28 protein-coding genes are annotated in these 26,252 nt (G+C 73.7%); 8 read left to right on the forward strand and 20 right to left on the reverse strand.

Features of this window, described 5'->3' with window-relative positions; all coding sequences use genetic code 11:
* Positions 1-2 precede the first annotated feature (2 nt).
* Positions 3-980, forward strand: a complete 978-nt coding sequence (meaB, locus tag ABD948_RS05645) for a methylmalonyl Co-A mutase-associated GTPase MeaB (RefSeq protein ID WP_345263508.1) — start codon at positions 3-5, stop codon at positions 978-980.
* Between the two features lie 39 nt (positions 981-1,019).
* Here the strand turns inward: meaB and ABD948_RS05650 are convergent, their stop codons facing one another.
* Complete coding sequence (locus ABD948_RS05650; RefSeq protein WP_345263510.1) at positions 1,020-1,457, reverse strand: Hsp20/alpha crystallin family protein; 438 nt, start codon at positions 1,455-1,457, stop codon at positions 1,020-1,022.
* Between the two features lie 131 nt (positions 1,458-1,588).
* Between ABD948_RS05650 and ABD948_RS05655 the strand changes: the two genes are divergently transcribed.
* On the forward strand, positions 1,589-1,921 hold the full coding sequence (locus ABD948_RS05655; protein WP_345263512.1) for a MerR family transcriptional regulator: 333 nt from the start codon (positions 1,589-1,591) through the stop codon (positions 1,919-1,921).
* Between the two features lie 32 nt (positions 1,922-1,953).
* Entirely contained in the window at positions 1,954-3,174 is a 1,221-nt protein-coding gene (locus ABD948_RS05660; RefSeq protein WP_345263514.1) for an amidohydrolase, read from the forward strand.
* 99 nt (positions 3,175-3,273) lie between these two features.
* Here ABD948_RS05660 and ABD948_RS05665 read toward each other — a convergent pair whose 3' ends face one another.
* The 4 genes from ABD948_RS05665 to ABD948_RS05680 all read right to left on the reverse strand — a co-directional run bounded on the left by ABD948_RS05665 (position 3,274) and on the right by ABD948_RS05680 (position 8,541).
* Complete coding sequence (locus tag ABD948_RS05665; protein WP_345263516.1) at positions 3,274-4,581, reverse strand: ABC transporter permease; 1,308 nt, start codon at positions 4,579-4,581, stop codon at positions 3,274-3,276.
* Positions 4,578-5,810, reverse strand: a complete 1,233-nt coding sequence (locus ABD948_RS05670) for an ABC transporter permease (RefSeq protein WP_345263518.1) — start codon at positions 5,808-5,810, stop codon at positions 4,578-4,580. The genes ABD948_RS05665 and ABD948_RS05670 overlap by 4 nt, the downstream gene beginning before the upstream one ends.
* Positions 5,807-7,324 carry an ABC transporter ATP-binding protein gene (locus tag ABD948_RS05675; protein ID WP_345263520.1) on the reverse strand — a complete coding sequence of 506 codons (1,518 nt, stop codon included), beginning with the start codon at positions 7,322-7,324 and terminating at the stop codon, positions 5,807-5,809. The genes ABD948_RS05670 and ABD948_RS05675 overlap by 4 nt, the downstream gene beginning before the upstream one ends.
* Before the next feature lie 113 nt (positions 7,325-7,437).
* Positions 7,438-8,541 carry a BMP family lipoprotein gene (locus ABD948_RS05680; protein ID WP_345264473.1) on the reverse strand — a complete coding sequence of 368 codons (1,104 nt, stop codon included), beginning with the start codon at positions 8,539-8,541 and terminating at the stop codon, positions 7,438-7,440.
* 230 nt (positions 8,542-8,771) lie between these two features.
* Here ABD948_RS05680 and ABD948_RS05685 point away from each other — a divergent pair, with 230 nt between their 5' ends.
* Positions 8,772-9,209, forward strand: a complete 438-nt coding sequence (locus tag ABD948_RS05685; protein WP_345263522.1) for a cytidine deaminase — start codon at positions 8,772-8,774, stop codon at positions 9,207-9,209.
* Positions 9,206-10,498 (forward strand): thymidine phosphorylase, encoded by a 1,293-nt coding sequence (locus ABD948_RS05690; RefSeq protein ID WP_345263524.1) that lies wholly within the window; start codon positions 9,206-9,208, stop codon positions 10,496-10,498. The genes ABD948_RS05685 and ABD948_RS05690 overlap by 4 nt, the downstream gene beginning before the upstream one ends.
* Here ABD948_RS05690 and ABD948_RS05695 read toward each other — a convergent pair.
* A complete protein-coding gene (locus ABD948_RS05695) occupies positions 10,479-10,940 on the reverse strand; it encodes a protein-tyrosine phosphatase family protein (RefSeq protein ID WP_345263526.1) in 462 nt (153 codons plus the stop codon). The two genes, ABD948_RS05690 and ABD948_RS05695, sit on opposite strands and share 20 nt — an antisense overlap.
* 5 nt (positions 10,941-10,945) lie before the next feature.
* Positions 10,946-11,401 (reverse strand): MaoC family dehydratase, encoded by a 456-nt coding sequence (locus ABD948_RS05700; protein ID WP_345263528.1) that lies wholly within the window; start codon positions 11,399-11,401, stop codon positions 10,946-10,948.
* 50 nt (positions 11,402-11,451) lie between these two features.
* Here ABD948_RS05700 and ABD948_RS05705 point away from each other — a divergent pair, with 50 nt between their 5' ends.
* Positions 11,452-12,549 carry an adenosine deaminase gene (locus tag ABD948_RS05705; RefSeq protein WP_345263531.1) on the forward strand — a complete coding sequence of 366 codons (1,098 nt, stop codon included), beginning with the start codon at positions 11,452-11,454 and terminating at the stop codon, positions 12,547-12,549.
* 98 nt (positions 12,550-12,647) lie between these two features.
* Here the strand turns inward: ABD948_RS05705 and ABD948_RS05710 are convergent, their stop codons facing one another.
* The 5 genes from ABD948_RS05710 to deoC are packed head-to-tail and all read right to left on the reverse strand — an operon-like array spanning position 12,648 to position 17,146.
* On the reverse strand, positions 12,648-13,202 hold the full coding sequence (locus tag ABD948_RS05710) for a hypothetical protein (protein ID WP_345263533.1): 555 nt from the start codon (positions 13,200-13,202) through the stop codon (positions 12,648-12,650).
* Positions 13,187-13,798 carry an ATP-binding protein gene (locus ABD948_RS05715; RefSeq protein ID WP_345263535.1) on the reverse strand — a complete coding sequence of 204 codons (612 nt, stop codon included), beginning with the start codon at positions 13,796-13,798 and terminating at the stop codon, positions 13,187-13,189. The genes ABD948_RS05710 and ABD948_RS05715 overlap by 16 nt, the downstream gene beginning before the upstream one ends.
* A 5-nt stretch (positions 13,799-13,803) precedes the next feature.
* Positions 13,804-14,682, reverse strand: a complete 879-nt coding sequence (locus ABD948_RS05720) for an aldehyde dehydrogenase family protein (protein WP_345263537.1) — start codon at positions 14,680-14,682, stop codon at positions 13,804-13,806.
* A complete protein-coding gene (locus tag ABD948_RS05725; RefSeq protein ID WP_345263539.1) occupies positions 14,682-16,157 on the reverse strand; it encodes an aldehyde dehydrogenase family protein in 1,476 nt (491 codons plus the stop codon). The genes ABD948_RS05720 and ABD948_RS05725 overlap by 1 nt, the downstream gene beginning before the upstream one ends.
* 5 nt (positions 16,158-16,162) lie before the next feature.
* Positions 16,163-17,146 carry a deoxyribose-phosphate aldolase gene (deoC, locus tag ABD948_RS05730; RefSeq protein ID WP_345263541.1) on the reverse strand — a complete coding sequence of 328 codons (984 nt, stop codon included), beginning with the start codon at positions 17,144-17,146 and terminating at the stop codon, positions 16,163-16,165.
* A 57-nt stretch (positions 17,147-17,203) separates the two neighbouring features.
* Here deoC and ABD948_RS05735 point away from each other — a divergent pair, with 57 nt between their 5' ends.
* Complete coding sequence (locus tag ABD948_RS05735) at positions 17,204-17,794, forward strand: hypothetical protein (RefSeq protein ID WP_345263543.1); 591 nt, start codon at positions 17,204-17,206, stop codon at positions 17,792-17,794.
* Between the two features lie 147 nt (positions 17,795-17,941).
* On the opposite strand, the gene ABD948_RS05740 is transcribed toward ABD948_RS05735, so the two are convergent.
* From ABD948_RS05740 to ABD948_RS05775, 8 genes are all read right to left on the reverse strand, one after another.
* Positions 17,942-18,619: a response regulator gene (locus ABD948_RS05740; RefSeq protein ID WP_345263545.1), complete on the reverse strand. Its 678-nt coding sequence runs from the start codon at positions 18,617-18,619 to the stop codon at positions 17,942-17,944.
* Positions 18,620-18,650: 31 nt separating this feature from the next.
* A complete protein-coding gene (locus ABD948_RS05745) occupies positions 18,651-19,913 on the reverse strand; it encodes a sensor histidine kinase (protein ID WP_345263547.1) in 1,263 nt (420 codons plus the stop codon).
* Positions 19,910-20,929, reverse strand: coding sequence for an acyltransferase family protein (locus ABD948_RS05750; RefSeq protein WP_345263549.1), 1,020 nt, complete (start codon positions 20,927-20,929; stop codon positions 19,910-19,912). Before ABD948_RS05750 ends, ABD948_RS05745 begins: the two co-directional genes overlap by 4 nt.
* Positions 20,926-21,894 carry a D-alanine--D-alanine ligase family protein gene (locus tag ABD948_RS05755; RefSeq protein WP_345263551.1) on the reverse strand — a complete coding sequence of 323 codons (969 nt, stop codon included), beginning with the start codon at positions 21,892-21,894 and terminating at the stop codon, positions 20,926-20,928. The genes ABD948_RS05750 and ABD948_RS05755 overlap by 4 nt, the downstream gene beginning before the upstream one ends.
* Positions 21,891-23,066, reverse strand: coding sequence for an alanine racemase (gene alr / locus ABD948_RS05760; protein WP_345263553.1), 1,176 nt, complete (start codon positions 23,064-23,066; stop codon positions 21,891-21,893). Before alr ends, ABD948_RS05755 begins: the two co-directional genes overlap by 4 nt.
* The gene (locus ABD948_RS05765; RefSeq protein WP_345263555.1) at positions 23,063-23,686 is read right to left on the reverse strand and encodes a M15 family metallopeptidase; all 624 of its coding nucleotides are present in this window, start codon (positions 23,684-23,686) and stop codon (positions 23,063-23,065) included. Before ABD948_RS05765 ends, alr begins: the two co-directional genes overlap by 4 nt.
* A gap of 90 nt (positions 23,687-23,776) precedes the next feature.
* Complete coding sequence (locus tag ABD948_RS05770; RefSeq protein ID WP_345263557.1) at positions 23,777-24,208, reverse strand: CoA-binding protein; 432 nt, start codon at positions 24,206-24,208, stop codon at positions 23,777-23,779.
* Positions 24,209-24,218: 10 nt separating this feature from the next.
* Complete coding sequence (locus ABD948_RS05775; protein ID WP_345263559.1) at positions 24,219-24,926, reverse strand: TetR/AcrR family transcriptional regulator; 708 nt, start codon at positions 24,924-24,926, stop codon at positions 24,219-24,221.
* A gap of 131 nt (positions 24,927-25,057) precedes the next feature.
* On the opposite strand from ABD948_RS05775, the gene ABD948_RS05780 reads away from it, so the two are divergent.
* A complete protein-coding gene (locus ABD948_RS05780) occupies positions 25,058-26,032 on the forward strand; it encodes a phosphotransferase (RefSeq protein WP_345263561.1) in 975 nt (324 codons plus the stop codon).
* The last annotated feature ends 220 nt before the right edge of the window (positions 26,033-26,252 follow it).

Here is a 26,252-nt window from a genome sequence, read left to right on the forward strand (position 1 = left end):
GGGTGCCGCTCGACGTCGAGGTGCTGCGCGAGGGCGTGCTGGCGGGCCGTCGCGCCCAGGTCTCCCAGGCGATCACGCTGGTGGAGTCCACCCGGCCGGCTCACCGGGCCCAGGCACGCGAGCTGCTGACCGCGCTTTCCGGAGCCCCCTCGCCCGGCTCGGTGCGCGTGGGGATCTCCGGGGTGCCCGGGGTCGGCAAGAGCACCTTCATCGAGGCGCTGGGCAGCCGGCTGACCGCGGCCGGTCACCGGGTGGGCGTGCTCGCCGTCGACCCCTCCAGCGTGCGCACCGGCGGCTCGGTGCTGGGCGACAAGACCCGGATGGCGCGCCTCTCCGCCGATCCGCGCGCCTACATCCGCCCGAGTCCCAGCGCGGGCACGCTCGGCGGCGTCGCGCGCGCCACGGTGCAGGCGATGAGCGTGCTGGAGGCGGCCGGCTACGACGTGGTGCTGGTCGAGACCGTGGGCGTCGGGCAGTCCGAGGTGACCGTCGCCGGCATGGTCGACACCTTCCTGTTCCTCACCTTGGCCCGCACGGGCGACCAGCTGCAGGGCATCAAGAAGGGCATCCTGGAGATCGCCGACGTGGTGGCGGTCAACAAGGCCGACGGTGACCGCGAGTCCGAGGCCCGCGGTGCGGCGCGCGAGCTGGCCGGCGCGCTGCGCTTGGTGCGCGCGCACGGCGAGTGGGCGCCCCCGGTGGTCACCTGCTCGGCGCTGCACGACGTCGGCATCGAGGAGCTGTGGGGCCAGGTGCACGCGCACCGGGAGCACCTGGGGGAGCAGGGTCTGGCGCGCAAGCGCGCCGAGCAGCAGCTGGACTTCACCTGGGCACTCGTGCGTGACGAGCTGGAGCAGCGGCTGCGTCAGAGCCCCGGGGTGCGGGCCGTGCGCGAGCAGGTGCGCGCCGCCGTGCTCGACGGCGAGCTGCCCGCCACGGTGGCCGCCGACCGGATCCTCGCCGCCTACGACGGCGAGTGACCCGGTCGGCGGCGCCCCACGGGTCCTTCGAGCCGGGTGTCAGGCCTCGATGGCGGTCTTCTCGTCGTCGCGCGCCCCGCTGATCTCGACCTTGCGCGGCTTGGCCTTCTCGGCGACGGGCACCACCAGGCGCAGCACGCCGTCGGCGTAGGAGGCCTCGATCCGGTCGAGGTCCAGGTTGTCGCCCAGCACGAGCTGGCGGCTGAACATGCCGCGCGGCCGCTCGGAGGCCAGCGCCTCCCAGTCGCCGTTGCGGGCCAGGCGCTCGGCACGCACGGTGAGCACGTTGCGCTCGACGTCGATGTCGATGGAGTCGCGGCTGACGCCGGGCAGGTCCAGCTCGAGGACGAAGCGGTCGCCCTCGCGCCAGGCGTCCATCGGCATCGCGGCGGGGCGGTTGGTGGTGCCGGTGGTGCCCAGCAGGTGGGCGGTGAGTCGGTCGAGCTCGCGGAACGGGTCGGTGGTGCGGATCAGCATCTCTCTCCTCCTGGGATCGGGGGCGCGGGTCGCGCCCGAGCAGTACCTGTATCAACAGTTATAGGTTCCCTGCATTCCGGAGTCAAGGAGATCTGCTGCTCCAAGGTGCAGGTCGCGGTACGGTGTCGGGCATGGACCTGAGCACCCAGGACCCCCGCCGCGGGGTCTACGCGATCTCGGTGGCGGCCGAGATGGTCTCCATGGAGATCCAGAACCTGCGCGTGTACGAGCGTCGGGGCCTGGTGGACCCCGACCGCAGTCCGGGCGGCAGCCGCCGCTACAGCCCCGAGGACATCGCGCGGCTGCACCGGATCCGCGACCTGCTCGCCGAGGGGCTCAACCTGGCCGGCATCGGTCGGGTGCTGTCACTCGAGGCCGAGGTGGCGCGGCTGCGGCGCGAGAACGAGCGGCTGTCCCAGCAGCAGGCGCGGGGTGGCGGTCGCGGTCCCCGCCGCGCGGGTTGAGGCGGTACGCCGAGGGCTACCCTGGACCGGATATGTCGAGCTCTCCCGCCGGTCCCGTGCCCAGCCCCGCCTCCTCGCTGATCGCCGACGTCGTGGAGAAGTACAGCGGGGAGCTGGTCGAGCTGCGGCGCGACATCCACGCCCACCCGGAGCTGTCCTGGGCCGAGCACCGCACCTCCGACCTCGTGGCGGCGCGCCTCGAGCAAGCCGGCTGGCGGGTCCGGCGGATGGTGGAGACCGGCGTCGTCGCCGACCTGGGCGACCCCGTCGCGGGAGCGGTGGCGCTGCGTGCCGACATGGACGCCCTGCCGGTGCAGGAGGTGACCGGCGAGGCGTGGGCCAGCACCGTGCCCGGCGTCGCGCACGCCTGCGGCCACGACGTGCACACCACCGCACTGCTGGGCGCCGGGTTGGCGCTCGCCGAGGTCGCCGAGCGCGGCGAGCTGCCCGCGGGCGGCGTCCGCCTGGTCTTCCAGCCCGCCGAGGAGGTCATGCCCGGGGGAGCGGTGCACCTGCTCGCCCACGACGTGCTCGACGACGTCGAGCGGATGTTCGCCCTGCACTGCGACCCCGGCGTCGACGTCGGCCGGATCGGGCTGCGCGCGGGTGCGCTCACCAGCGCCGCCGACCGGATCGAGGTGCGACTGGAGGGCACCGGCGGGCACACCTCCCGCCCCCACCTCACCGGTGACCTGACCTTCGCGCTCGCCAAGGTCACCACCGAGCTCCCGGCCGTGATCAGCCGGCGCATGGACCCGCGCGCCGGCGTCAGCGTGGTGTGGGGCATCGTCTCGGCCGGCTCCGCGCCCAACGTCATCCCGGGCACGGGCCTGGTGGCGGGCACCGTGCGGATCCTCGACGCCGTCGCCTGGGCCGAGTGCGAGCCGATGATCCGCGAGGCGATCCAGGAGATCGTGCGGCCCTACGGCGTCAACGCCCACGTGGACTACCAGCGCGGTGTGCCGCCGGTGGTCAACGAGCCCGCCGCCAACGCCGTCATCGCGGCGGCGACGCACGCGGTGCTGGGCCCGCACGGCCAGGTGCAGGTGCCCCAGAGCCTCGGCGGCGAGGACTTCGGCTGGTACCTGGAGCAGGTGCCCGGCGCCATGGCGCGCCTGGGCACCCGCAAGCCGGGCGGCACCACCTACGACCTGCACCAGGGCAACCTCGTCGTCGACGAGCGAGCCGTCCCCATCGGGGCCCGGGTGCTCGCCGAGACCGCCGTCCGCGGCCTGCTGTCGCTCGACCGCTGAGACGTCGGCGGGCGCATGTTACTGACTGCCGGCACTAGTAGATGGGGTCCTGAAGACCCCATCTACTAGTGCCACGGGTCAGTAACATGCGGCGGGGCGCTACCCCTTGCGGTAGGGCAGCCCGACGGCGGCAGGGGCGCGCGAGCGGCCCACGAGACCGGCGACGGCGATGATGGTGACCAGGTAGGGCAGCATCAGCATGAACTCGCTCGGCACCGGCGAGCCGATCACCGAGAGCACGCCCTGCAGGTTGGAGGCGAAGCCGAACAGCAGCGCCGCCAGCGTGGCGCGGATGGGGTCCCACTTGCCGAAGATGACGGCGGCGAGCGCGATGTAGCCCGCGCCGCCGGTCATCTCGCGGTTGAAGGCCTGCACCGAGACCAGCGTGTAGAAGGCGCCGCCCGCGCCGGCGATGGCACCGGCGAGCAGCACGGTGCGGTAGCGGGTGCGGTTGACGTTGATGCCGACCGTGTCGGCGGCCTTGGGGTGCTCGCCCACGGCGCGCAGCCGCAGGCCCCAGCGGGTGCGGTAGAGCGCGAAGGTGACGGCGGCGACGGCCACGTAGAGCAGGTAGACGATGGGGGACTGCTTGAAGAAGATCGGGCCGACCAGCGGGATCTCGGACAGCAGCGGGATCGCCACGGCGGTGAGCCGCGGCGGGGTGTTGAGCGCCTCGGTGTTCTCGGCCAGCACCTGGCTGAACATGAAGCTGGTGAAGCCGATCACCAGCACGTTGAGCACCACGCCGACGATCACCTGGTCGACGAAGTAGCTGATCGCGAACAGGCCGAGCACCAGTGCCACGAGCGTGCCGGCGGCCATCGCGGCGACGATGCCGATCCACGGCGAGCCGGTGATGGAGCCGATCATCGCGGCGGCGAAGGCACCGGCGAGCAGCTGACCGTCGATGGCGATGTTGACGACGCCGACCCGCTCGCCCAGGACGCCGCCCAGGGCACCGAAGACCAGCGGGACGGCGAGCAGCAGCGAGCCCGCGAGCAGACCGACCACGGGGACCGTGCCCCCGGCCGCGGCCCAGGCGAGGAAGGCGACCAGCCCGAGCACCGAGAAGACCGCCACCAGCCACAGCGGTGTCGTGCTCCGGGCGAGGTAGCGACGCGTCGCCTCTGCGGTGCACACCGCCATCAGCGCGATCAGCACGAGGGCGGTGACCTCGGCCGGCAGCTCCACGGTGGGCAGGGCGAACAGGTCGTCGGCGGTCGAGAGCCGGAAGGCCGTGGTGCCGTCCTGGGCGCCCAGCAGCACCGCGAGGCCCAGGCCCACGGTCACGACCGCCATGATCACGGGCGTCTTGCGGCTGACCACCGTGATGGTCTGCGGGCGGCCGCTCTCGTCGACGGCGACGCCGGCGGGCCCCTCGGTGGGAGCCGGGGTCTGGGTGCTCACTTGGCCTCCTTGGCGGGCAGCCGGAAGATCGCCCGCACCAGCGGCGGCGCGGCGATGAACAGCACGATCAGCGACTGGATGACCAGCACGATGTCGACGGGGATGCCCTCGGAGGCCTGCATCGAGAAGCCGCCGGCCTTGAAGGCGCCGAAGAGCAGGCCGGCACCGAGGATGCCCAGCGGGTGCGACCTGCCGAGCAGCGCCACGGTGATGGCATCGAAGCCGATGCCGGCGTCGAGGTCGGTGGTGACGCCGGCGGGCACGGTGCCGAGCACCTGGTTGGCGCCCGCCAGGCCCACCAGGGAGCCCGCGATCAGCATGGCGACCACGTAGGTGCGACCGACGTCGATGCCGGCGCTGCGCGCGGCGTGCGGGTTCTCGCCGACGGCGCGGAAGCGGTAGCCGAGCGCCGAGCGGGAGAGGATCCACCAGACCACGGCGACGGCGACCAGTGCGAGCAGGAAGCCCAGGTGCAGGTTGTAGCGGTCGCCCAGGATCTTGGGCATCACCGCGCTCTCGTCCATGGGCAGCGACTTCTGGTTCACCGAGTCCGGTGCCTGCAGCAGTCCCTGGGTGGAGAGGGCGTAGAAGACCAGGTAGAAGCCGACGTAGTTGAGCATGATCGTGACGATCACCTCGTGCGCGCCGGTGCGGGCCTTGAGCAGGCCGGCGAGCCCGGCCCACAGGCCGGCGGCCAGCATGCCGGCGACGATGGCCACGACCAGGTGCAGCGGGAAGGGCAGGCTCACGTTGATGCCGACCCAGCCGGCGGCCGCGCCGGCCAGCAGCATCTGGCCGCGACCGCCGATGTTGAACAGGCCGGCGCGGAAGGCCAGGCCGACGCCGAGCCCGGCCGCGATCAGCGGACCGGCGAACTTCAGGGTCTCGGTGAGGGGTCGGATCGCCGTGGCGAAGTCCTCGGCGCGGGTGTTGTAGATCGAGCCGCGGAACAGGGCGCTGTAGGCGCCGCTGATGGCCTCGCCGGCGGCCCGGAAGAAGTCGCTGGGGCGCGCGGTGATGTAGCCGGCCGACTCGCGGACCGCCTCGTCGGTGGCCAGGATCATGATCGAGCCGACGATCACCGCCAGCAGGACGGCGAAGACGCCGACGAGCGCGTTGCCGCTGGTGATCGAGCGGAGGACGTCGTGCCAGTGCCCGTTGACGGGTGGCCGCGGCGCCTCCTCCTGCTCGGGGGCGGGGGAGGCCTGGGGTGCCTGGGGGCTGCTCATGCGGTGTGCGCTCCTGCCGGTCGTTCTCCGGTCATCATCAGGCCGAGCACCTCGCGGGGGGTGTCCGCGGGCACGATGCCCACCACCTGGCCCCGGTAGAGCACCATGATCCGGTCGGCCAGGGCGACGACCTCGTCGAGCTCGGTGGAGACCACGAGCACGGGCACGCCGGCGTCGCGGGTGGCCACGACCTGCTGGTGGATGAACTCGATCGAGCCGACGTCGACGCCGCGGGTGGGCTGGGCGGCCACGAGCAGCCGCAGGTCGCGGGAGAGCTCGCGGGCCACGACGACCTTCTGCTGGTTGCCGCCCGAGAGGTTGCCGGCGTGGGTCTCGATGCCGGGCGCGCGCACGTCGTACTCCCTGAGCTTGGTGCGAGCGAACTCCTGCAGCGCGCCGAGCTGGAGTGCGCCCCGCTTGACGAAGGGTGCGTCGAAGCTGCGGTCGAGCATGAGGTTCTCGGCGATCGAGAACGAGCTGACCAGGCCGTCGACCTGCCGGTCCTCGGGGATGAACCCGACGCCGGCATCGAGGATCTGGCGCACGCTGCGGCCCACGAGCTCCTGGCCGTCGAGCCGCACCGAGCCGAGGACGTGGTCCTGGAGGCCGAGCAGCGCCTCGGTGAGCTCGGTCTGGCCGTTGCCCTGCACACCGGCGACGGCGAGCACCTCGCCGGCGCGGATGGTGAAGCTGAGGTCGTCGACGTGCACGAGGCCGCCGGCATCGGCCACGGTGAGGCCCTCGACGACCAGGGCGTCCGCCCCCAGCTGCGGGGGCTGTTTGGAGACGGTCAGCTCGACGGGCCGACCGACCATCAGTGCGGCGAGCTCGGCGTTGCTGGCGGTGGGCTCGGCCTCGCCGACGACCTTGCCCAGCCGGATGACGGTGATCCGGTCGGCCACCGCGCGCACCTCGCGCAACTTGTGGGTGATGAAGACGATCGCGGTGCCGGCCTCGCGGAGCTGGCGCATGATGCCCATCAGCTCGTCGGTCTCCTGGGGCGTCAGCACTGCGGTGGGCTCGTCGAAGACCAGCACCCGGGCGTCGCGCGAGAGGGCCTTGATGATCTCGACGCGCTGCTGGACGCCGACCGGGAGGTCCTCGACGACGGCGTCGGGGTCGACGTCGAAGCCGAAGCGCTCGGAGATCTCGCGCACCCGGCGGCGGGCGGCGTCGAGGTCGAGCGAGCCGGCGAAGCCGGTGGACTCGTTGCCGAGCATCACGTTCTCGGCGACGGTGAAGACCGGGACGAGCATGAAGTGCTGGTGCACCATCCCGATGCCGGCCGCCATCGCGTCGCCGGGCCCGGAGAAGTGCTGCACCTCGCCGTCGAGCACGATCTCGCCCTCGTCGGCCTGGTAGAGGCCGTAGAGCACGTTCATCAGGGTCGACTTGCCGGCGCCGTTCTCGCCGAGCAGGCAGTGCACCTCACCCGGCTCGACGGTGAGGGAGATCCGGTCGTTGGCGACCAGGGTGCCGAAGCGCTTGGTCACGTCGCGCAAGGCCAGCTGCATGGGGGTGATCCTAGGAAGTGGCGTGTGGGAACGACAGAGGGAGGTCGACCACGGGGGTCGACCTCCCTCCGGGAGCAGGTGCCGGGCGGACCAGGGTCAGACCGGCACGCGCGTCACTGGTTGAGGTAGGACGTGACGGCGATCGAGCCGTCGATGATGCCGGCCTTGATCTCCTCGAGCTCGCCCGGGAGCGACTCGGAGACCTGGTCCTCGAAGTTGTGGAACGGCGCGATGTCGACGCCCTCGTTCTCCAGGGTGCCCACGTAGGGGGTGAAGTCGAGGTCGCCCTCGCCCGCCTGCGTGACGGCCTCCTGCGTGGAGACGTCCATCTTCTTGAGGATCGAGGTGAGGACGACGTCCTGGGTGTTGGGGTCGGTCTCGTAGAAGTCCGCGTCCACGCCGATGAGCGCGACGTCCTTGCCGGAGTCCTCGATCGCGGTCAGCGCGCCCTGGTAGATCGGGCCGCCGACGGGCAGGAGCACGTCGACGTCCTGGTCGATGAGCTGGGCCGCGGTCTGGGTGGCGGTCTGGTTGGCCTCGAAGCCACCGGTGAACGAGCCGTCCTGGCCGTCCCAGCCGACGACGCTGACGTCCTTGCCCTTCTCCTGGGCGTAGTACTCCACGCCCTGCTTGAAGCCGTCCATGAAGATGGTGACGGTGGGGAACGGCAGACCGCCGTAGGTGCCCACGACGCCGGTCTTGGTGAAGTCGGCGGCCGCGTAGCCGGCCAGGAAGGCGGCCTGCGCGGTGTCGTAGAGCAGCGGCTTGATGTTGGGCTGGTCGGCCTGGCCGTCGAAGGTCTCGCCGTCGTCGCCGCCGTCGGCCGCGTCGTCGATGAGGATGTACTCGAGGTCGGGGTTGGCCGCCGCGGACTCCTTGGTGGCCGCCGCGAGGGCGAAGCCGACGGTCACGATGGCGTCGCAGCCCTCGGAGACCAGGCTCTCCAGGTTGGGGCCGTAGTCGTTCTCGGAGTTGGACTCGACCTCGGTGACCTCGGTGCCGAGGTCCTCGGCCGCTGCCTCGACGCCCTCGTAGCTGAGCTGGTTGAACGACTTGTCGTCGAAGCCACCCGCGTCGGAGACGATGCAGGGGAGGAAGTCGCTCGCGGCCTCGCCGCCACCACTACCGCCGCCGGACTCCTCGGGAGCCTCGCCGCATGCGACCAGCGCGGTCGAGGTCGCCAGGAGTGCGATCCCGCCGACGACGGCCTTCCTCATCTTCTTCACGATTCATGTCCTCCAGGTCCCTCGCCCCGCACCGGTGGGGGCGACCTGCGGCACCGTACTGGAACCCGTGCCGCTGCGGGACCGCCTCGGAGCCTCGTCACTGAAGGGTTATCGAGTTGGGATGTTGGGGGCCTGGCGGGGGGATGGCCTAGGGTCGGCGCCCCGGACGCACGTGGGTGGGGCCGATCGAGCTGGAGCGAGCTGGAGCGAGGGTGGGCAGCATGACCGAGGACTTCGACTGGGCGGGCCTGCAGGCCGAGGCCGTCGCGGTGGCCGCGCGCGCCTACGCCCCCTACAGCGGCTTCCCCGTGGGCGCCGCCGCCCGGGTCGACGACGGTCGGCTCGTGGTCGGCTGCAACGTCGAGAACGCCGGCTACGGGGTCACCCTGTGCGCCGAGTGCGGGCTGGTCTCGGCGCTCGTGGCCGGGGGCGGGGGAAGGCTCACCCACTTCGCCTGCGTCGACGCCCGCGGCGAGGCGATCATGCCCTGCGGTCGCTGCCGCCAGCTGCTCTGGGAGCACGGTGGCGCCGCCCTGCTGGTGCTGACCCCGCAGGGGGTGCAGCGGATGGACCAGGTGCTGCCACAGGCGTTCGGCCCCGAGGACCTCGACCGCGTGCAGTCGGCCGCGAGCCCCACCCACGACCAGGAGAACCGATGAGCAGCAGCACCCACGACGCCGTCGAGGTGATCAGCGCCAAGCGCGACCACCATGCGCTCAGCGACAGCCAGATCGACTGGGTCATCGACGCCTACACCCGCGGCGAGGTCGCCGACGAGCAGATGTCGGCGCTGGCCATGGCGGTCCTGCTCAACGGCATGAGCCGCGCCGAGATCGCCCGTTGGACCGCTGCGATGATCGCCTCAGGCGAGCGGATGGACTTCGGCGGCCTCTCGCGGCCCACCGCCGACAAGCACTCCACGGGTGGCGTCGGCGACAAGATCACCCTGCCGCTGGCGCCCCTGGTGGCGTCCTGCGGCGTCGCCGTCCCGCAGCTCTCCGGCCGCGGCCTGGGCCACACCGGCGGCACCCTCGACAAGCTGGAGGCCATCCCGGGCTGGCGGGCCGCCCTCTCCAACGCCGCGCTGATGGCGCAGCTGGAGTCCGTCGGCGCGGTCATCTGCGCCGCCGGCGACGCGCTGGCGCCGGCCGACAAGAAGCTCTACGCGCTGCGCGACGTCACCGGCACCGTGGAGGCGATCCCGCTGATCGCCAGCTCGATCATGAGCAAGAAGATCGCCGAGGGCACCGGCTCGCTGGTGCTCGACGTCAAGGTCGGCACCGGCGCGTTCATGAAGGACCTCGAGCGCGCCCGCGAGCTGGCCGAGGTGATGGTGGGGCTGGGCACCGACGCCGGGGTGCACACCGTCGCGCTGCTCACCGACATGAGCACCCCGCTGGGCCTGACCGCCGGCAACGCCCTCGAGGTGGCCGAGTCGGTGGAGGTGCTGGCCGGGGGCGGGCCCTCCGACGTCGTCGAGCTGACGGTGGCGCTGGCCCGCGAGATGCTGGCCGGCGCCGGGCGTGACGACGTCGACCCCGCCGAGGTGCTGGCCTCGGGCCGGGCGATGGACACCTGGAACGCGATGATCCGCGCGCAGGGCGGCGACCCCGGTGCGGCGCTCCCGCAGGCGCGCGAGACCCACGTGGTGGCCGCACCGGCCACGGGGGTGCTGACCCGGCTCGACGCCATGGCCGTGGGCATGGCGGCCTGGCGCCTGGGCGCCGGTCGGGCCCGCAAGGAGGACCCCGTGCAGGCCGGCGCCGGCGTCGTGTGGCACGCGCGGCCTGGCGACGCCGTCCGCGAGGGCGAGCCGCTGCTGACGCTGCACACCGACGAGCCGGCGCGCTTCGACCGCGCGCTGGCATCGCTCGAGGGGGGTTACGACATCACGCCGGGCGAGACGCCGTTCGTGCCCGCGCCGCTGCTCATCGACCGGGTGGGCTGAGCCCCGGTCCGAGCCGCGCGGCGACCTGCCGCAGCCACCGCCGCTGCAGGGGCGTCTCGACGGCGCGCGGGTGGTGGTGCTCGCGCACCCACGCCACCGCCTCGCCGGGCGGCAGGCCCGACAGCACCGCCAGGGCCGCGAGGGCGGTGCCGGTGCGCCCGACCCCGCCCCGGCAGGACACCTCGACCCGCTCGGTGAGGGCGTGGGCGTGCGCCTCCCGCAGTGCCGCCAGCGTGGTCGCGGTGTCGGCGGGGGAGCGGAAGTCGGGCCAGCGCACCCAGTGCACGGGCCAGGGCAACGGGTCGGGCTCGCGGCCCAGCAGCACCAGGTGCAGCTGCGGCTCGGGCAGCTCGGCGCGCGGGGCATGCAGCGGCGCGGCGCGCACGCGGCGCCCGTCGGGCAGCACGACGACGCCGGGGGCGTCGTCGGGCCAGCCGGGCACCGGCGTCAGTCGGCGAGCAGCAGCACGACCGACTCGGCCACGCAGGCCGGCTTCTCCTGACCCTCGATCTCGATGACCTGCTTGAGGGTGAGCTGCTTGCCCTGCGGGAGGTCGGTGACCTCCGCGAGGGTGACGTTGACGCGCACACGGGCCCCCACCAGCACCGGGTTCGGGAAGCGCACCTTGTTGAGGCCGTAGTTGAGCTTGGCGCCGGGGGTCTCGAGCGCGAACACCTGCGTGCCCAGCCACGGCAGCAGCGAGAGCGTGAGGTAGCCGTGGGCCACGGTCCCGCCGAAGGGGCCCTCCTTGGCGCGCGCGACGTCGACGTGGATCCACTGGAAGTCGCCCGTCGCCTCGGCGAACTGGTCGACCCGCGACTGCGTGATCTCGACCCAGTCGCTGGTGCCGAGCTCCTCGCCGGCGGCGGCGCCGATCTCGTCGAAGGTGGTGAACGTGCGCATGCGCGACTCCTGGCGATCGGTCCGCGGATCTGCGGTGGTTGGATGGGCGAATGGAACCTACCGCCCCCACGGGAGACCAGGTCCGTCAGGCGCCCAAGGTGCTGCTGCACGACCACCTCGACGGCGGGCTCCGCCCGGCCACCGTGCTCGAGCTGGCCCGCGAGGTGGGCCACACGCTGCCCGAGGGCTCCGACACCGACGCCGCCACGCTGGGCCGCTGGTTCGCCGAGGCCGCCGACTCCGGCTCGCTGGTGCGCTACCTGGAGACCTTCGACCACACCGTCGGCGTCATGCAGACCGGTCCGGCCATCACCCGGGTGGCGCGCGAGTGCGTCGAGGACCTCGCCGCCGACGGCGTGGTCTACGCCGAGATCCGCTACGCACCCGAGCAGCACGTCTCGGCCGGCCTGACCCTCGACGAGGTCGTCGCCGCCGTCCGCGAGGGCTTCGAGCAGGGCACGGCCGCCGCAGAGGCGGCCGGGCACCGGATCGTCGTGCGGCAGCTGCTGACGGCGATGCGCCACCAGGCGCGCTCGATGGAGATCGCCGAGCTGGCCGTGGCCTGGCGCGACCGCGGGGTCGCGGGCTTCGACATCGCCGGCGCCGAGGCCGGCTACCCCCCGACCCGTCACCTGGACGCCTTCGAGTACCTGCAGCGCGAGAACGCGCACTTCACCATCCACGCCGGCGAGGCCTTCGGGCTGCCCTCGATCTGGCAGGCGCTGCAGTGGTGCGGCGCCGACCGGCTCGGTCACGGCGTGCGCATCGTCGACGACATCACCGTGCACGACGACGGCTCGGTCGAGCTGGGGCGCCTGGCGCAGTACGTGCGCGACAAGCGCATCCCCCTGGAGATGTGCCCGGCCTCGAACATCCAGACCGGGGCCGCCGCCTCGATCGCCGAGCATCCGATCGGGCTCCTCACCAAGCTGCGCTTCCGGGTCACGGTCAACACCGACAACCGGCTGATGAGCGGTACCTCGATGACCGCCGAGATGAGCTCCCTGGTCGAGGCCTTCGACTACGGCCTGGCCGACCTGCGCTGGTTCACCATCAACGCGATGAAGTCGGCCTTCCTGCCCTTCGACGAGCGCCTGGCGATCATCGACGGCGTGATCAAGCCGGGGTACGCCGCACTGGGGGTCTGAGGGCGCCCGGATGTTACTGACTCGGGCGACTACTACATGGGGTCGTGGTGAGGCGTCCTAGTAGTCGGGCGGGTCAGTAACATGCGCCAGCGCGCTGCTCAGCCCGTGACGGTGAACCAGGGCACGTCCCAGCCGGCGAGCCGCAGGCGGGCGTCGTCGAACGCGGCGCGCGGGACGACGGTGGCGACACCGCGGCTGGGCTCGTAGCAGGTCACCCGCTCGGGGTCGACGGCGACGACGAGCACCACGTGCCGGGGCAGCCAGCGGTTGCCCACGTACAGCGCGGCGGGCATCGGCGCGGCGAGCAGACGGCGGTACGCGGCGTCGCGGTCGAGCACGAAGCGGGTGCGGTGGGAGCGTCCGGTCAGCGCGCCGAGTGCCCGCGCGACCGCCCACGGCGGGGTGCCGAGGGCGCGCGGCCAGGGCAGCTGGGTGGCGCCCCGGTGGTCGCGCAGCCCGGTGAGGGAGCGGTGCGTCGTGAGCACCTCCGAGCGCCAGTCGGCCACCCCGGCTGCCGAGTCAGGATCCGCCAGCAGCAGCCGCGCCACCACCACCGAGGCCGCGCCGCACGAGAGCCGGTCGGGCTGCCGCAGCCCATCGGGTCCGGCCGCCCGCAGCAGGGAGACCAGCCGTGCGCTCAGGTCGGCGTCCACGACCCCACCAGCGCACGCAGGCGACGTCGCCCCTCCTCGTTGCCCACCGGCTCGCACCCGAGGGCGACGGCGTGGGCGACCACGCGGCGCTGGTCGCGCAGCAGCGCGAGACCGCGGCGCACCAGCACCAGCGGCGGCTTGCGGTGCTCGCGCAGGTCGCGCGTCAGCCGCCGCCAGAACGTGACGACGGGATGCTGGCGCAGGCACAGCGCCGCAGCCATCAGACCCTCGGCGCGCACGGTCGGCACGATCTCCTGGGCGAAGATGCCCTCGGCCACGAACACCGGCGCCCCGGCCAGGTCGAGCACCTGCTCGCCGCAGCGGCCGTCCTGCGCGATGTCGTAGACCGGCACCACGGCCCGCCCCTCGCGGCACAGCGCACGCACGGCGTCGAGCGCCTGCTCGCGCCACCAGGAGTCAGGGTGGTCCCAGTCGACGATGCCGGCGTTCGGGCCCTCGGCGATGAACGGTAGCCCGGGGTCACCGGCGGACTTGTAGAAGTCGTCGAGCCGGAGCACCGGCAGGCCGGCGTGCTCAGCAAGTCGGGACTTGCCCGACCCCGAGGGGCCGGCCAGCACCACCACCTGCGCGTGCACCGGCGTCAGACGCCCATCGGGTGCCAGACCGTCTTGGTCTCCAGGAAGGCGGTCATCGCCTCGAGGCCCTGGGCCTCGGTGAAGTCCGGCTCCGCGGCCGGGGCGCGGCGCACGCGCTTGAGGTTGTCGGCCGCGGCCACCTCGAGCTCGGTGGCGAGCTCCGCCCCACCGGACAGGCCCGCCACGCCGAGCAGGTCGATCGCGTTGACGTCCATGTGCGAGGCCAGCCAGGGGCCCAGCGTCGAGGCGGACCCGGTGAGCAGGTTGACGACGCCGCCCGGCACGTCGGAGGTGGCCAGCACCTCGGCGAACGTGACGGCGGGCAGCGGCCGCTCGAAGGAGCTGACGACGACCGCGGTGTTGCCGCTCACGATGACCGGCGCGACGGCGGAGACCAGGCCCAGCAGCGAGGAGGCCTGCGGCGCGAGCACCGCGACGACGCCGGTGGGCTCGGGGGAGGAGAGGTTGAAGAACGGCCCGGCCACGGGGTTGGCGTTGCCCACCACCTGCGCGAGCTTGTCGGCCCAGCCGGCGTACCAGACCAGCCGGTCCACGGCGGCGTCGACGACGGCGCCGGCGCGCGCGGCGGTGAGGCCCTCACCCTGCTTGACGGCCTCGACGAACTGCGGGCGACGGTCCTCCATGACCTCGGCGATGCGGTAGAGCACCTGGCCGCGGTTGTAGGCGGTGCGGCCCGACCAGCCGCCGAACGCCTTGCGGGCAGCCACGACGGCGTCGCGGGCGTCCTTGCGTGAGGCGAGCGAGGCGTTGGCCACGAAGGCTCCCTTCGCGTCGAGCACCTCGTAGGAGTAGCCCGACTCCGAGCGGGGGAACGCGCCCCCGATGTAGAGCTTGTAGGTCTTGCGGACGTCGATGCGCGCCATCACTGGCCTCCCTGGAGGTAGGCCGCGAGGCCGTGACGGCCGCCCTCGCGCCCGTAGCCCGACTCCTTGTAGCCGCCGAAGGGGCTGGTGGGGTCGAACTTGTTGAACGTGTTGGCCCACACGACGCCGGCACGCAGCCGGCCGGCGACCTCGAGGATTCGCGAGCCCTTGTCGCTCCAGATGCCGGCCGAGAGGCCGTAGGGGGTGTTGTTCGCCTTCTCGACCGCCTCGCTGGGCGTGCGGAAGGTGAGCACCGAGAGCACCGGGCCGAAGATCTCCTCGCGCGCGATCCGGTGGGCCTGCGAGACGCCGGTGAACAGTGTGGGGGCGAACCAGTAGCCGGTGGTGGGCAGCTCGCACGCAGGCGACCAGCGCTCGGCGCCCTCGGCCTCGCCGACGTCGCTGAGCTCGCGGATGCGGGCCAGCTGGGCGGCGGAGTTGATGGCGCCGACGTCGGTGTTCTTGTCGAGCGGGTCGCCCACGCGCAGGGTGCCCATCCGCCGCTTGAGGCGGTGCAGCACCTCCTCGGCCACCGACTCCTGCACGAGCAGGCGCGACCCCGCGCAACACACGTGGCCCTGGTTGAAGAAGATGCCGTTGACGATGCCCTCGACGGCCTGGTCGATCGGGGCGTCGTCGAAGACGATGTTGGCGGCCTTGCCGCCCAGCTCGAGGGTGACCCGCTTGCTGGTGCCGGCGACGCTGCGCGCGATGGCCTTGCCGACGCCGGTGGAGCCGGTGAAGGCGACCTTGTCGATGTCGGGGTGGCCCACGAGCGCCTCGCCGGTGGCGCCCGCGCCGGTGACGATGTTGACGACGCCCGGCGGCAGGTCGGCCTGCTGGCAGATCTCGGCGAAGAGCAGCGCCGTGAGCGGCGTGGTCTCCGCGGGCTTGAGCACCACGGTGTTGCCGCAGGCCAGGGCCGGCGCGATCTTCCACGCCAGCATGAGCAGCGGAAAGTTCCACGGGATGACCTGGCCGGCGACGCCGAGCGAGGTGGTGCCGTAGCCGCTGTGCTCGAGCTTGTCGGCCCAGCCGGCGTAGTAGAAGAAGTGCGCCGCCACGGTGGGCACGTCGACGTCGCGCGCCTCCTTGATCGGCTTGCCGTTGTCGAGCGACTCCAGCACCGCGAGCTCGCGGCCGCGCTCCTGGATGATCCGCGCGATCCGGAACAGGTACTTGGCGCGCTCGCTGCCCGGCATCCGTGACCACACGCGGCTGTGGGCGCGCCGGGCGGCCTTGACCGCGGCGTCGACATCGGCCGCGGAGGCCTCGGCCACCTCGGCCAGGACCTCCTCGGTGGCGGGGTTGACGGTCTTGAAGGAGGTGCCCGACCCCTCCACGAACTCACCGTCGACGAAGAGCCCGTAGCTGGGCTTGAGGTCGACGATCGCGCGCGACTCGGGCGCCGGTGCGTACTCGAAGGCGAAGGGGGAGCGGGGCGCCGATGGCGTGCTCGGGTCGTTGCTGGGCATGGTGATCAGTCCAGGGTCACGTAGTCGGGGCCGGAGTAGCGGCCGGTGGAGAGCTTGGTGCGCTGCATCAGCAGGTCGTTGAGCAGCGTGGAGGCGCCGAAGCGGAACCAGTCGGGGTCGAGCCAGTCCTGCCCGGCCACCTCGTTGACCATCACCAGGTACTTCAAGGCGTCCTTGGTGGTGCGGATGCCACCGGCGGGCTTGACCCCGACCATCTGGCCGGTGGCCTCGCGCCAGTCGCGCACGGCCTCGAGCATGATCATCGTGACCGGCGGGGTGGCCGCGGGCTGCACCTTGCCGGTGGAGGTCTTGATGAAGTGCGCGCCGGCCAGCATGGCCAGCCACGAGGCGCGGCGCACGTTGTCGTAGGTCTGCAGCTCGCCGGTCTCGAAGATGACCTTCAGGTGCGCGTCGTCGCCGCACGCCTCGCGGACGGCCACGATCTCCTCGAAGACCTGCAGGTAGTGCCCGGAGAGGAACGCTCCACGGTCGATCACCATGTCGATCTCGTCGGCCCCGGCCTCGACGGCGTCGCGGGTGTCGGCCAGCTTGACCGGCAGCGCCGCGCGGCCGCTGGGGAACGCGGTGGCCACCGCGGCCACGTGCACGCCGGAGTCGCCGAGGGTCTCGCGGGCGGTGGCGACCAGGTCGGGGTAGACGCAGACGGCGGCCGTGGCGGGGCAGGAGGCGTCGGTGGGGTCGGGGCGCATCGCCTTGCTGGCCAGCGCCCGCACCTTGCCCGGGGTGTCCTGGCCCTCGAGCGTGGTCAGGTCGACCATCTCGATGGCCAGGTCGATGGCTGCGGCCTTGGCGGTGGTCTTGATCGAGCGGGTGCCCAGGGAGGCGGCGCGGGCGTCGCAGCCCACCTGGTCGACACCGGGCAGCCCGTGGAGGAACCGACGCAGCGAGGCGTCGTCACGGGTGACGTCGGACAGGGCGCCGGCAGCGCCCGGCCCTGCGATCGGCCCCGTGGAGGACGAAGAAGGCATACCGGCCAGCATAGGGTCGGTCTCGACCGGCGAGACAATCCGAGGAGGGGTGACGCGGTGCACGGCGATCCGGAGGAGCGCTTCGCCTCCAGCGGCGGGGTCGCCTCGGGCGTGGCCACCCTGGTGCTCCTGGCGGCTGCCTTCGCCCTGGGGCTGCGCGAGGGGTGGGGCCTGGCGGCGCACGGGGTGCTGCTGGTGCTGGCCGTGCTCGCGTGGGGCGCGCTGCTGCGCCCCCGCGTCTCGATCGACGGCGACCGCCTCCGGCTGCGCGGAGTGCTCAGCACCACGGTGATCCCGCTCGCGGCGGTGCAGGAGGTGCTGGTGCGCCAGGTGCTCGCCGTGCGCGTGGGCGAGCGCACCTTCACCTCGCCCGCCGTGGGGCGACGCGTCAAGCGGGCGATGGGCTACCACGAGCCCGTGAGCGCCGACGGCGCCATGCTCGGGCTGGCCGCCTCGCCCGAGGCGGAGCTCGCGCAGTCGCGCATCCGCGACGCTGCCCTGGCCGCCCGCAAGCGGGCCGGGCTGGAGGAGTGGTCGCCCGAGCAGCTGGCGCTCGGGGAGCAGGTGCAGCGGGAGGCGGCGTGGCTCGAGCTGGGGCTGCTCGTCGTCGGCGTCGGCCTGGTGGTCGTGGGTCTGCTCCTCGGCTGAGGGTCGCTGCCCCGGCGAGCGGTGCGTGGGTGACCGTTCCGGGCGGGTGATCGGTGACGGAGCGACCGCCGCCCACGGGTGGCGGTGCGTCAGTGCCCGACGCTGGAGCGGGAACGGTGCCGGAGCCACCGCCGCCCCGCAGGCGCCTCAGCCCGCGCGCTCGACCAGCCCGTGCTCGTGGGCGTAGACGACGATCTGCACCCGGTCGCGCAGGTCGAGCTTGCGCAGCAGTGCGCCCACGTGGGTCTTCACGGTCGACTCGCCGGCGAAGAGGGCGGCGGCGATCTCGGTGTTGGAGAGCCCGCGGGCCACGAGGTCGAAGACCTCGCGCTCCTTCTCGGTCAGACCCGCGAACGCGGCGGGGGGCGCGGATCGGTTGGTCAGGCCCCCCTCCAGCAGGGTGGAGAGGTCCCCGGGAGCCAGCACCGCGTTGCCGGTGTGCACGGTGCGGATCGCGTCACGCAGCTGCACCGGCGTGGTGTCCTTGAGCAGGAACCCGCTGGCACCGTGCCGGATGGCGGTGGCCGCGCGGTCGTCGAGGTTGAACGTGGTGAGCACGACGACCCGCACCGGGCGGGTGCGCGCGGCGACCCGCTCGGGGCTGAAGATCCGCCGCGTGGCCTCCACGCCGTCGAGCTCGGGCATCCGGATGTCCATGAGCACCACGTCGGGCTCCAGCGCGTCCACCTGGCGCACCGCCTCGTGGCCGTCGGCGGCGGTGCCCACCACGGTCATGCCCTCCTGGGCGTCGACGATCACCCGCACGCCCTCGCGGAACAGGTCCTGGTCGTCGACCAGCAGCACGCGGATCGGATCGGCACTCACCGGGCGACCGTACCGGGAGCCGGGGCCGCGATCAGCGACCGCTCACCGGCATCCAGGCGGTGACCGTGAAGGTGGTGCCGCCGTCCTCCTCGCGACGGCGGACGTCGAGCCGGCCGCCCACCGACTCCAGCCGACGCCGCATGCCGTCGAGGCCCTGGCCACCCCCGGACTCGGAGGCGGCAGCCAACGGTGCGGTGAGCTCGGCGTCGGCGACGACGTTGCGCACCTCGAGCCGCAGCTCGCCGTCCCAGTGCCGCTCCAGCAGCACCGGGCTCTCGCGGCTGCCGTGCTTGACGGCGTTGGTGAGCATCTCCTGCTGCACCCGGTAGGCCACGGCGGCCAGCTCGGGCGGCAGCGGGCGGGGGGTGCCGACGTCGGAGGAGCGCACGTCGCGACCACCCGCGCGGACGCCGGTCACGAGGTCGTCGAGCTCGCCCACGGGAACCGGCTGCGAGCCAGCCGAGAGCACCGCTCTGACGTCTTGCAGCGACTCCCGCGCCGAGCCGGCGATCGTCGCGAGCGTCGCCTTCAGGCGCTCGGGGTCGTCGTCGGGCAGGTACTGCGCCGACTCGGCCTGCGCCAGGATCACGGCGAGTGAGTGACCGACGACGTCGTGCACGTCGCGGGCCAGGCGCCCCTGGGCCTCGCGCAGGTCCGCGATCTCGCGCTGCTGCTCGGCCACCGACCGCTGCTGGTCGGCCAGCTCGCGCTGGCGGGCGGCGTCCTGCTCGGCGCGCTCCTGCGACACCTTCGAGGCGCGGGCGCGGTCGCGGAAGCGGAACGCGAGCCCCAGCGCCCAGGGCACGCCGAGGAGCGCGAGCCCCAGCAGCGTCGCGCCCGCCAGCAACCCGGTGGGGAAGCCCCGCGCCAGGTCCAGCACCGCGGCGTAGTCCGAGAGGCCCGTCTGGAGCGGGTAGGCCCGGTACGCACCTGCTGCGGCGACCGCCACGGCCATCGGGATGGAGACGCCGCTGAGTGCGACGACGACGGTGCTGCCCCAGCGCGCGGCGGAGAAGGCGACCACCACCAGCGCCACCTGCGAGAGCAGGAAGGGGGTGCCGGTGACCAGCTGGCCCAGGAACATCAGCCACACCAGCGCGAGCGACCACCCGGGCCACCGCCGGGCCACCCCTACCGCCGTCGCGGTGCCCAGCACCACGAGCACCAGCAGCAGCTTGGAGTCGGAGCCGTACTCCCAGCCCCACGAGGTCATCGCCTCGAGCAGCCCGGCGATCACGACGGCGGCCGCCAGGCTCAGGGCCACCAGCAGGCCTCGTCGCTCCGTCTCGGTCACCAGGCCAGCTCCTGCCCGGCACGCGGCCGCGGCCCCGCCGCGGTGGGGCGCTCCACCCACCGCATGCTCGCCCACGCTGCTGCCAGGGTGAGCACGGCGGCCAGCGGTCCCGCCAGCCAGGCCGGGTCGGCGTGCGGCCGCAGCCACACGGTCAGCGGGTAGTTCCACAGGTAGGCGGCGTAGCTGACGGTGCCGAGCCACACGAGTGCGTGCAGCGCGCGGCCGCGCACCTCGAGCAGGTGACGCCAGCGCAGCAGCAGCACCGCGGTCAGCGTGGCGATGAGGGGACCTCCGACGAGGTAGGTGAGGGCGTGACCGCGCAATGGAACCACGGCCAGCAGACCCAGCAGCGCGAGCGCCACGGGCGCGGCAGCGGGAGGCACGGGCAGCCGGTCCTGGTGCAGCCGCGCCGCCGCTCCGACCACGAAGCACACCGCCCACGAGGTGGGCAGCACGTAGGCCAGGTCGGGCGCCTCGGCGAGCCAGAGCAGCGTGGCGCAGCACGCCGTCAGGCACAGGGCGGCCACCCCCAGCAGAGCGGCGCCCACCCGGCCCCGCGCGAAGGTGAGGGCCAGCACGGCCGGCCACAGCAGGTAGAACTGCTCCTCGGTTGCGAGCGTCCAGAGGTGGAAGGTGGCCGCGCTCGTCCCGTCCAGCGGGCCGAACGGCAGGTTCCCGGTCCAGGTGAGGGCGACGGCGACGGTGGTGCCCAGGCGGTCCCGGTCGCCGAGCGGGTCCAGCACCAGCGTCACCAGCACGACGCCGGCCACGAGAGCCACGAGCCCGGGCACCAGCCGGCGTGCCCGGCGACGGTAGAACCGGCCCAGGTCCACGCGGCCGCTGCGCTCGAGCTCGCCCACCAGCAGCCCGGTGATCAGGTAGCCCGAGAGGCTGAAGAACATCACGACGCCGACCACGCCCGCGCCCGGGAACGCCGTGGGCCAGGCGTGGCGCAGCATCACGAGCGCGATCGCGATGCCGCGCAGCAGGTCGAGCCCGGCGATCCGGCCGGTCATGCCGCCCGACGCGCGGCGACCAGCGCGTCGCCCAGCAGCAGGTCCAGCAGCTCGGGGTAGGGCAGCCCCGCCGCGGCGAACATCCGCGGCACCTGGGAGGTCTCGGTGAACCCGGGCATGGTGTTGACCTCGTTGAGCACCCATCCCCGGTCGGTGAGGAAGAAGTCGACCCGCGCGACGCCGGCGCAGCCCAGCGCGTCGACCACGGCGACGGCGTCGCGCTCCAGGCGCTGCAGGTCGAGGTCGCCGAGCGGTGCCGGCACCTCGAAGCGCGCGGTGCCGTCGTACTTCGTGGCGTGGTCGAAGAGGCCGCTGCTGTGGATCTCGAGCGCGGGGGAGACCATCCGGGAGCCGTCGGGGCGGGCCAGGACGGCGACGTCGATCTCACGCCCCGCGACGACGTCCTCCACCAGGGCCCGGGCGTCGTGCGCGAACGCGGCGGCCAGTGCCGGCGCGAGGTCGCGCTGGTGCTGCACCAGCGAGACGCCCAGGCTGGAGCCGGCGGCCACGGGCTTGACGACGACCGGTCCGGTGAGGCGCAGGGTGCTGGCGGTGGCGGGCACCACGAGTCGTCCCGGTGCCGTGCGGATGCCCAGGGCCTCGGCCACCAGCTTGGCGGCCCACTTGTCCATCGCGAGGGCGCCGGCCATCACGCCCGAGCCCACGCAGGGCAGGCCGGCCAGGTCGCACAGCGCGGCGAGGGTGCCGTCCTCGCCGCCCGGGCCGTGCAGGGCGGGCAGGACGACGTCGCAGGTGCGCAGCACGTGCACCGCGCCGGTCAGGCCGATCGGCCGGCCGCCGCGGTCGTACCAGCTGCCGTCGCGCCCGATGGTGAGCGCGACGACGTCGTAACGGCTCTCGTCGAGCGCACCACGGATGGAAGCGGCGGAGGCGAGCGAGACCTCGTGCTCGCCACTCGTGCCTCCGCCGACGACGGCGACGCGGGTGCGGTGGTCGCGCCTCATCGGGCCACCTCGCGCTGCCACCGTGCGCCGAGACCGGTCACGACCTCGTGCGGCAGCAGCCCGCTCCAGGCGGCCCACTGCGCCACGGTCGGCTCGCCGCGGCGGCCGGCGCCGAGCAGCAGCGCCTGCTCGCCGGGCTCCGGCACGCCCCCGTCCGCGCCGTCGCCGACGTCGACGACCAGCTGGTCCATGGAGATCCGGCCGACGACGGGGCGGCGGCGTCCGCGCAGCAGCACCTCGGCCTGTCCGGAGGCGGTGCGGGGCAACCCGTCGGCGTACCCCGCCGGCAGCAGCGCGAGGTGCGTGGCGCGCCCGGTGCGGTGGGTGTGCCCGTAGCCGACGCCGGTGCCGGCGCGGACGGCCCGCACCTGCACCACCGGCGCGCGCAGCTCGAGCGCGCCCTCGAGCCTGGCGCCCGCGAGGCTGCCGCCGGGGTCGATACCGACCAGCCCGGCACCGATCCGGCTCATCGTGTGGTGGGTGAGGCGGTCGGTGAGCGTCGCGGAGGTGGCGGCCAGGTGTCGGTGAGGCGGGCGCAGCCCGGCCTCGCGAGCGCGGGCGATCCCCCAGGCGAACCTGGCGCGACCGGGGGCGTTGGCCGTGCGCGCCGAGACCGCGTCGGTGTCGGCGCAGGGCAGGTGCCCCATCAGCCCGACGACGCGCACGTGCCCGGCGCCTTCGGCGCGGCGGGCGGCGCGGCACAGCGCTGGCCAGGCGGCCGGTGCGGCGCCGTCGCGTGCCAGGCCGCAGTCCAGGTGCAGGTGCACGCGGGCGGTCCGGCCGCTCAGCCGTGCGGCCAGCACCACCGCCTCCAGGTGCGCCCGGCTGGGCACCGCGACGTCGACCTCGCGGCGCAGGGCCGTCGTCCAGTCGGCGTCAACGGGGTTGAGCCAGCTGAGGAGCGGCGCCGTGAGGCCGGCGTCGCGCAGCGGCCACGCCTCGGCCAGGGAGGTGACGCCCAGCCAGGTGGCGCCGTGCGCCAGGGCGGTGCGGGCGACGTCGACGGCGCCGTGGCCGAAGCCGTCGGCCTTGACGACGGCCATCAGCCCGCCGGTGGTCGCGGCGGCCAGCCGGCGGGTGTTCGTGGCGACGGCGGCGAGGTCGACGCGCAGCACCGGACCGGCGGAGACGCGCGCCGCCGAGGGTGAGCCCACCAGGGTCAGCGCGCTCACGCCGCGCGCTCCACGACCATCGGACCGTAGAGGGCGGCGGGGGCGCCGGTGACCAGCGCCCAGTAGCGGTCGCCGAAGCTCCAGTGCCACCACTCGGTGGGGTAGTTGACCAGCCCGGCACCGCCGAGCGCACGGGCCATCAGCTCGCGGTGCTCGCGGGCCTCGCCGACCACGAGGTCCGACCCGGTGTAGCACCGGCCCCCGCTCTGCTCGGGGGTGGCGTCGACCTCGGTGCCGAGGTCGAGAGGGGCGCCGTCCGCGGTCACGAGGGTGAGGTCGACCGCGGCGCCCGCCACGTGCGGGGCCACCTCGAGCGGGGCGACGAAGCGGCTGGCGAGCACGCGCAGCTCGGCGTCGCCTGCGTCGGGGTGTCGACGGCGCAGCTCGGCGGTGTAGCGGGTGATGATGGCCGACTGCTGCGCGGCGGGCCGCCAGCCCTCGACGACGTGCAGGCGCACACCGTCGGGCAGGGCGGTGGCAGCCTCGGCGAGGCGGACGGCGAGTCCGGCGCGCACCCAGACGTCGCCGTGGGAGAGGCCGGCCTGGAGCAGGACCGGCTGATCGCCCGTGTCGCGCACGGGGACCGCGGCCACGCGCGGGTCGGAGAGGAGGATCGTCATGACCACGATCCTGGGCGGGTGTCGCCGCCCGCGGCTCCACCTGCGGTACCGGGGTCGCAGCCCCAGGTACCGGCTCGGGTCAGACCCGGGTCAGCCCCGGCGGCGCCACTCGATGGCGGGGCAGGTGTCCATCACCATCGGCACGCCCGCGGCGGTGGTGCGCGCGAACGCCGCCTCGTCGACGACGCCGAGCTGGAACCACACCCCGCGAGCACCGATCTCGACGGCCTGGTCGGCGAACTCGCCGGCCGCCTCGGAGCGGCGGAAGACGTCGACGACGTCGACCGGGAAGGGCACCTCGGCGAGGGTGGCGTACCCCTGCTCGCCGAGCACGGTGGGCGCGGCGGGGTGGATGGGCACGATCCGCTTGCCGCGCTCCTGCAGCAGCGCGGCGATCTGGTGGGCCGTGCGGCTGGTGTCCTCGGACAGGCCGACCACGGCCCAGGTCTCGCAGTCGTCGAGCATGAGGCGCACGGCCTCGGGGTCCTGCCAGCCGGTGCCCGGTGTGTCGGTCTCGCTCATGGTGGCGACGCTACTCCGGCGCGGAGGAGGCCGGCCCCGCGCTGAGTGCCCGGCGCACCGTGGCGGCGACGGCGGCGGGGTCCTGGTCGCTGCCGATGACCAGGACGGTGCTCGCGTTGGCCCCGGCCGGACGCCGGTGGACGGTCGTGACCAGCGCCATCGCCTCGTCGAGCTCCGCCTCGGCGGCGGCGTCGTCGACCGCGCCGCGCAGCCAGCGGCGCAGCACGTGGTTGTGGCCGACCACGATGCTGGCCGCCATCAGCTCGGCGCGCAGGTCCGCGCCGGCGGGCTCGCCGGTCCAGGCGCGCAGCGCGGTGCGGAATTCCTGCATGTACTGCTGCTGCTGCGCGATCTCGCGAGCGCGCAGCAGCGGGATGGAGCGGGTCAGCCGGTAGCGGGCGCGGGCCACCTCGCCCTCGGCGAGGTAGTGGCGCAGCACGATCCGGGCGGCGTCGGCGGCAGCCTCGGGCACCACGGCGGGGTCGGTTGCGGAACGGCGTCCGGCCGCGGCCAGCCGGTCGCCGACGCTGCTGAGCACCGCCGAGTGCTCCGGGAAGATCACGTCCTCCTTGGAGCCGAACGTGCGGAAGAACGTGGAGCGCCCGACGCCGGCGCGGTCGGCGATCTGGTCGACGGTGGTGGCCTCGTAGCCCTGCTGCTCGAACAGCTCGAAGGCGGCCTGCCGCAGGCGCACGGCCGCGGGCGGGGGAGTGCTCACCCGGGCAAGGCTACGCACCGGGACGACGGGGTGGCGCTCGCGGACAGGCCCGCCGTCACGCACGGTAACGATGGAGACACGCTTCCTCGCGCCTTCCTCACCCGAACGCCCGCGCGACCTAGGGTCGCCGGGTGCCCGCCGCGATGCTCGACGCCGACGAGCTGACCCGCTTCGCGGCGCAGCTGCTGGCCCAGGAGGCCGAGCCCGGGTCGCTGGTGCCGCAGGGCTGGTGCCGGCACACGCCGTCGAGTCGCGTGCTGATGGTGACCGATCGCGAGGAGCGACGCTGGTTCGTCAAGCAGCTCGAGCGCGGCTATAAGTGGCGTCGCGAGACCTCCGCCTACGAGAACTGGGCGCCGATGCTGGGCGACCGGATGCCGCGCCTCGTGGGCGGCGACCGCGGCCGGCGTCTGCTCCTGCTCGCCGAGCTCCCCGGAGCCACCCCCGCCTCCCGGGACCCCCTCGCCTACCGCCGCGCCGGGGAGGCGCTGCGGTCGCTGCACGCCGTCGAGACCGGTGACCACTGCTGGACGCAGTGGTGCGGCCACCTGGCCGAGCGGGTCGACCGGGAGCTGCACGAGCTGAACCGTGTCGGGGTGCGGGTGGAGGAGCGGGTGCTGAGGCGCGTGGTCGACGCGATCGGGGAGCTCGCACCGCAGCCGCTGGTGGCCAGCCACGGGGACTTCCTGCCCCGCAACTGGGTGGTCGAGGGCGACCGGCTCGCGATCATGGACTTCGCCGAGGCGGGCCACCACCCCGCCGTGGTCGACGTCGCCAAGCTGCACGCCACCACCATGTGGGGTCGCACCGACCTGCTCGAGCAGCTGCTGGCGGGGTACGGACGGTGCCTCGCGGCGGAGGAGGTCCGGCTGCTCGAGCTGGTCCGCGCCGTCCCCGCCCTGGCGCTGCTGCGGCGCGGCGTCGCGCGCGACGTGCCCGCCGTGGTGGAGCGCGGTCGCGCCGTGCTCGCAGCGGTCGCCGCCGACCGGCCCTTGCGGCTGACCCGCGCGGTCTGGCGGCGTACCGCGTCGGGGGCGGTGCGCCGGCTCGTGCCGAGCCGGGTGGTGCCCCCCGAGCCCGACCCGCTGCTCCCGCTGGACACCTGACCCCGCGACCCTGCTCCCGCGGCCGGCAGGGTGCCGGCCGGGGCGGCTGGGGGCCGTGCGCTGGGGCTGGAGTGTCTCCTGGGGCGGGTGTGGCGGAGGCGATCCCACGTGGACGTGTGATCACGGAACCGGAGGGCCAGAATTCTGGCCCCCCTGTTCCGCGTTCCCACGTGAACGTGGGATCACCGCCTGGGCGAACCCCGTGGAACTGAGTACCATC

It is taken from the genome of Nocardioides nanhaiensis (assembly GCF_039542785.1).
GTDB classification, from domain to species: domain Bacteria; phylum Actinomycetota; class Actinomycetes; order Propionibacteriales; family Nocardioidaceae; genus Nocardioides; species Nocardioides nanhaiensis.

Bases quoted from the DNA above. Each gene is read 5' to 3' on its own strand.
- ABD948_RS05650 (WP_345263510.1), bottom strand. From the start codon at position 1,457: ATGCTGATCCGCACCACCGACCCGTTCCGCGAGCTCGACCGACTCACC.
- ABD948_RS05655 (WP_345263512.1), top strand. From the start codon at position 1,589: ATGGACCTGAGCACCCAGGACCCCCGCCGCGGGGTCTACGCGATCTCG.
- ABD948_RS05660 (WP_345263514.1), top strand. From the start codon at position 1,954: ATGTCGAGCTCTCCCGCCGGTCCCGTGCCCAGCCCCGCCTCCTCGCTG.
- ABD948_RS05670 (WP_345263518.1), bottom strand. From the start codon at position 5,810: ATGAGCAGCCCCCAGGCACCCCAGGCCTCCCCCGCCCCCGAGCAGGAG.
- ABD948_RS05675 (WP_345263520.1), bottom strand. From the start codon at position 7,324: ATGCAGCTGGCCTTGCGCGACGTGACCAAGCGCTTCGGCACCCTGGTC.
- ABD948_RS05680 (WP_345264473.1), bottom strand. From the start codon at position 8,541: ATGAGGAAGGCCGTCGTCGGCGGGATCGCACTCCTGGCGACCTCGACC.
- ABD948_RS05685 (WP_345263522.1), top strand. From the start codon at position 8,772: ATGACCGAGGACTTCGACTGGGCGGGCCTGCAGGCCGAGGCCGTCGCG.
- ABD948_RS05690 (WP_345263524.1), top strand. From the start codon at position 9,206: ATGAGCAGCAGCACCCACGACGCCGTCGAGGTGATCAGCGCCAAGCGC.
- ABD948_RS05700 (WP_345263528.1), bottom strand. From the start codon at position 11,401: ATGCGCACGTTCACCACCTTCGACGAGATCGGCGCCGCCGCCGGCGAG.
- ABD948_RS05705 (WP_345263531.1), top strand. From the start codon at position 11,452: ATGGAACCTACCGCCCCCACGGGAGACCAGGTCCGTCAGGCGCCCAAG.
- ABD948_RS05720 (WP_345263537.1), bottom strand. From the start codon at position 14,682: ATGGCGCGCATCGACGTCCGCAAGACCTACAAGCTCTACATCGGGGGC.
- ABD948_RS05725 (WP_345263539.1), bottom strand. From the start codon at position 16,157: ATGCCCAGCAACGACCCGAGCACGCCATCGGCGCCCCGCTCCCCCTTC.
- deoC (WP_345263541.1), bottom strand. From the start codon at position 17,146: ATGCCTTCTTCGTCCTCCACGGGGCCGATCGCAGGGCCGGGCGCTGCC.
- ABD948_RS05750 (WP_345263549.1), bottom strand. From the start codon at position 20,929: ATGACCGGCCGGATCGCCGGGCTCGACCTGCTGCGCGGCATCGCGATC.
- ABD948_RS05755 (WP_345263551.1), bottom strand. From the start codon at position 21,894: ATGAGGCGCGACCACCGCACCCGCGTCGCCGTCGTCGGCGGAGGCACG.
- ABD948_RS05765 (WP_345263555.1), bottom strand. From the start codon at position 23,686: ATGACGATCCTCCTCTCCGACCCGCGCGTGGCCGCGGTCCCCGTGCGC.
- ABD948_RS05770 (WP_345263557.1), bottom strand. From the start codon at position 24,208: ATGAGCGAGACCGACACACCGGGCACCGGCTGGCAGGACCCCGAGGCC.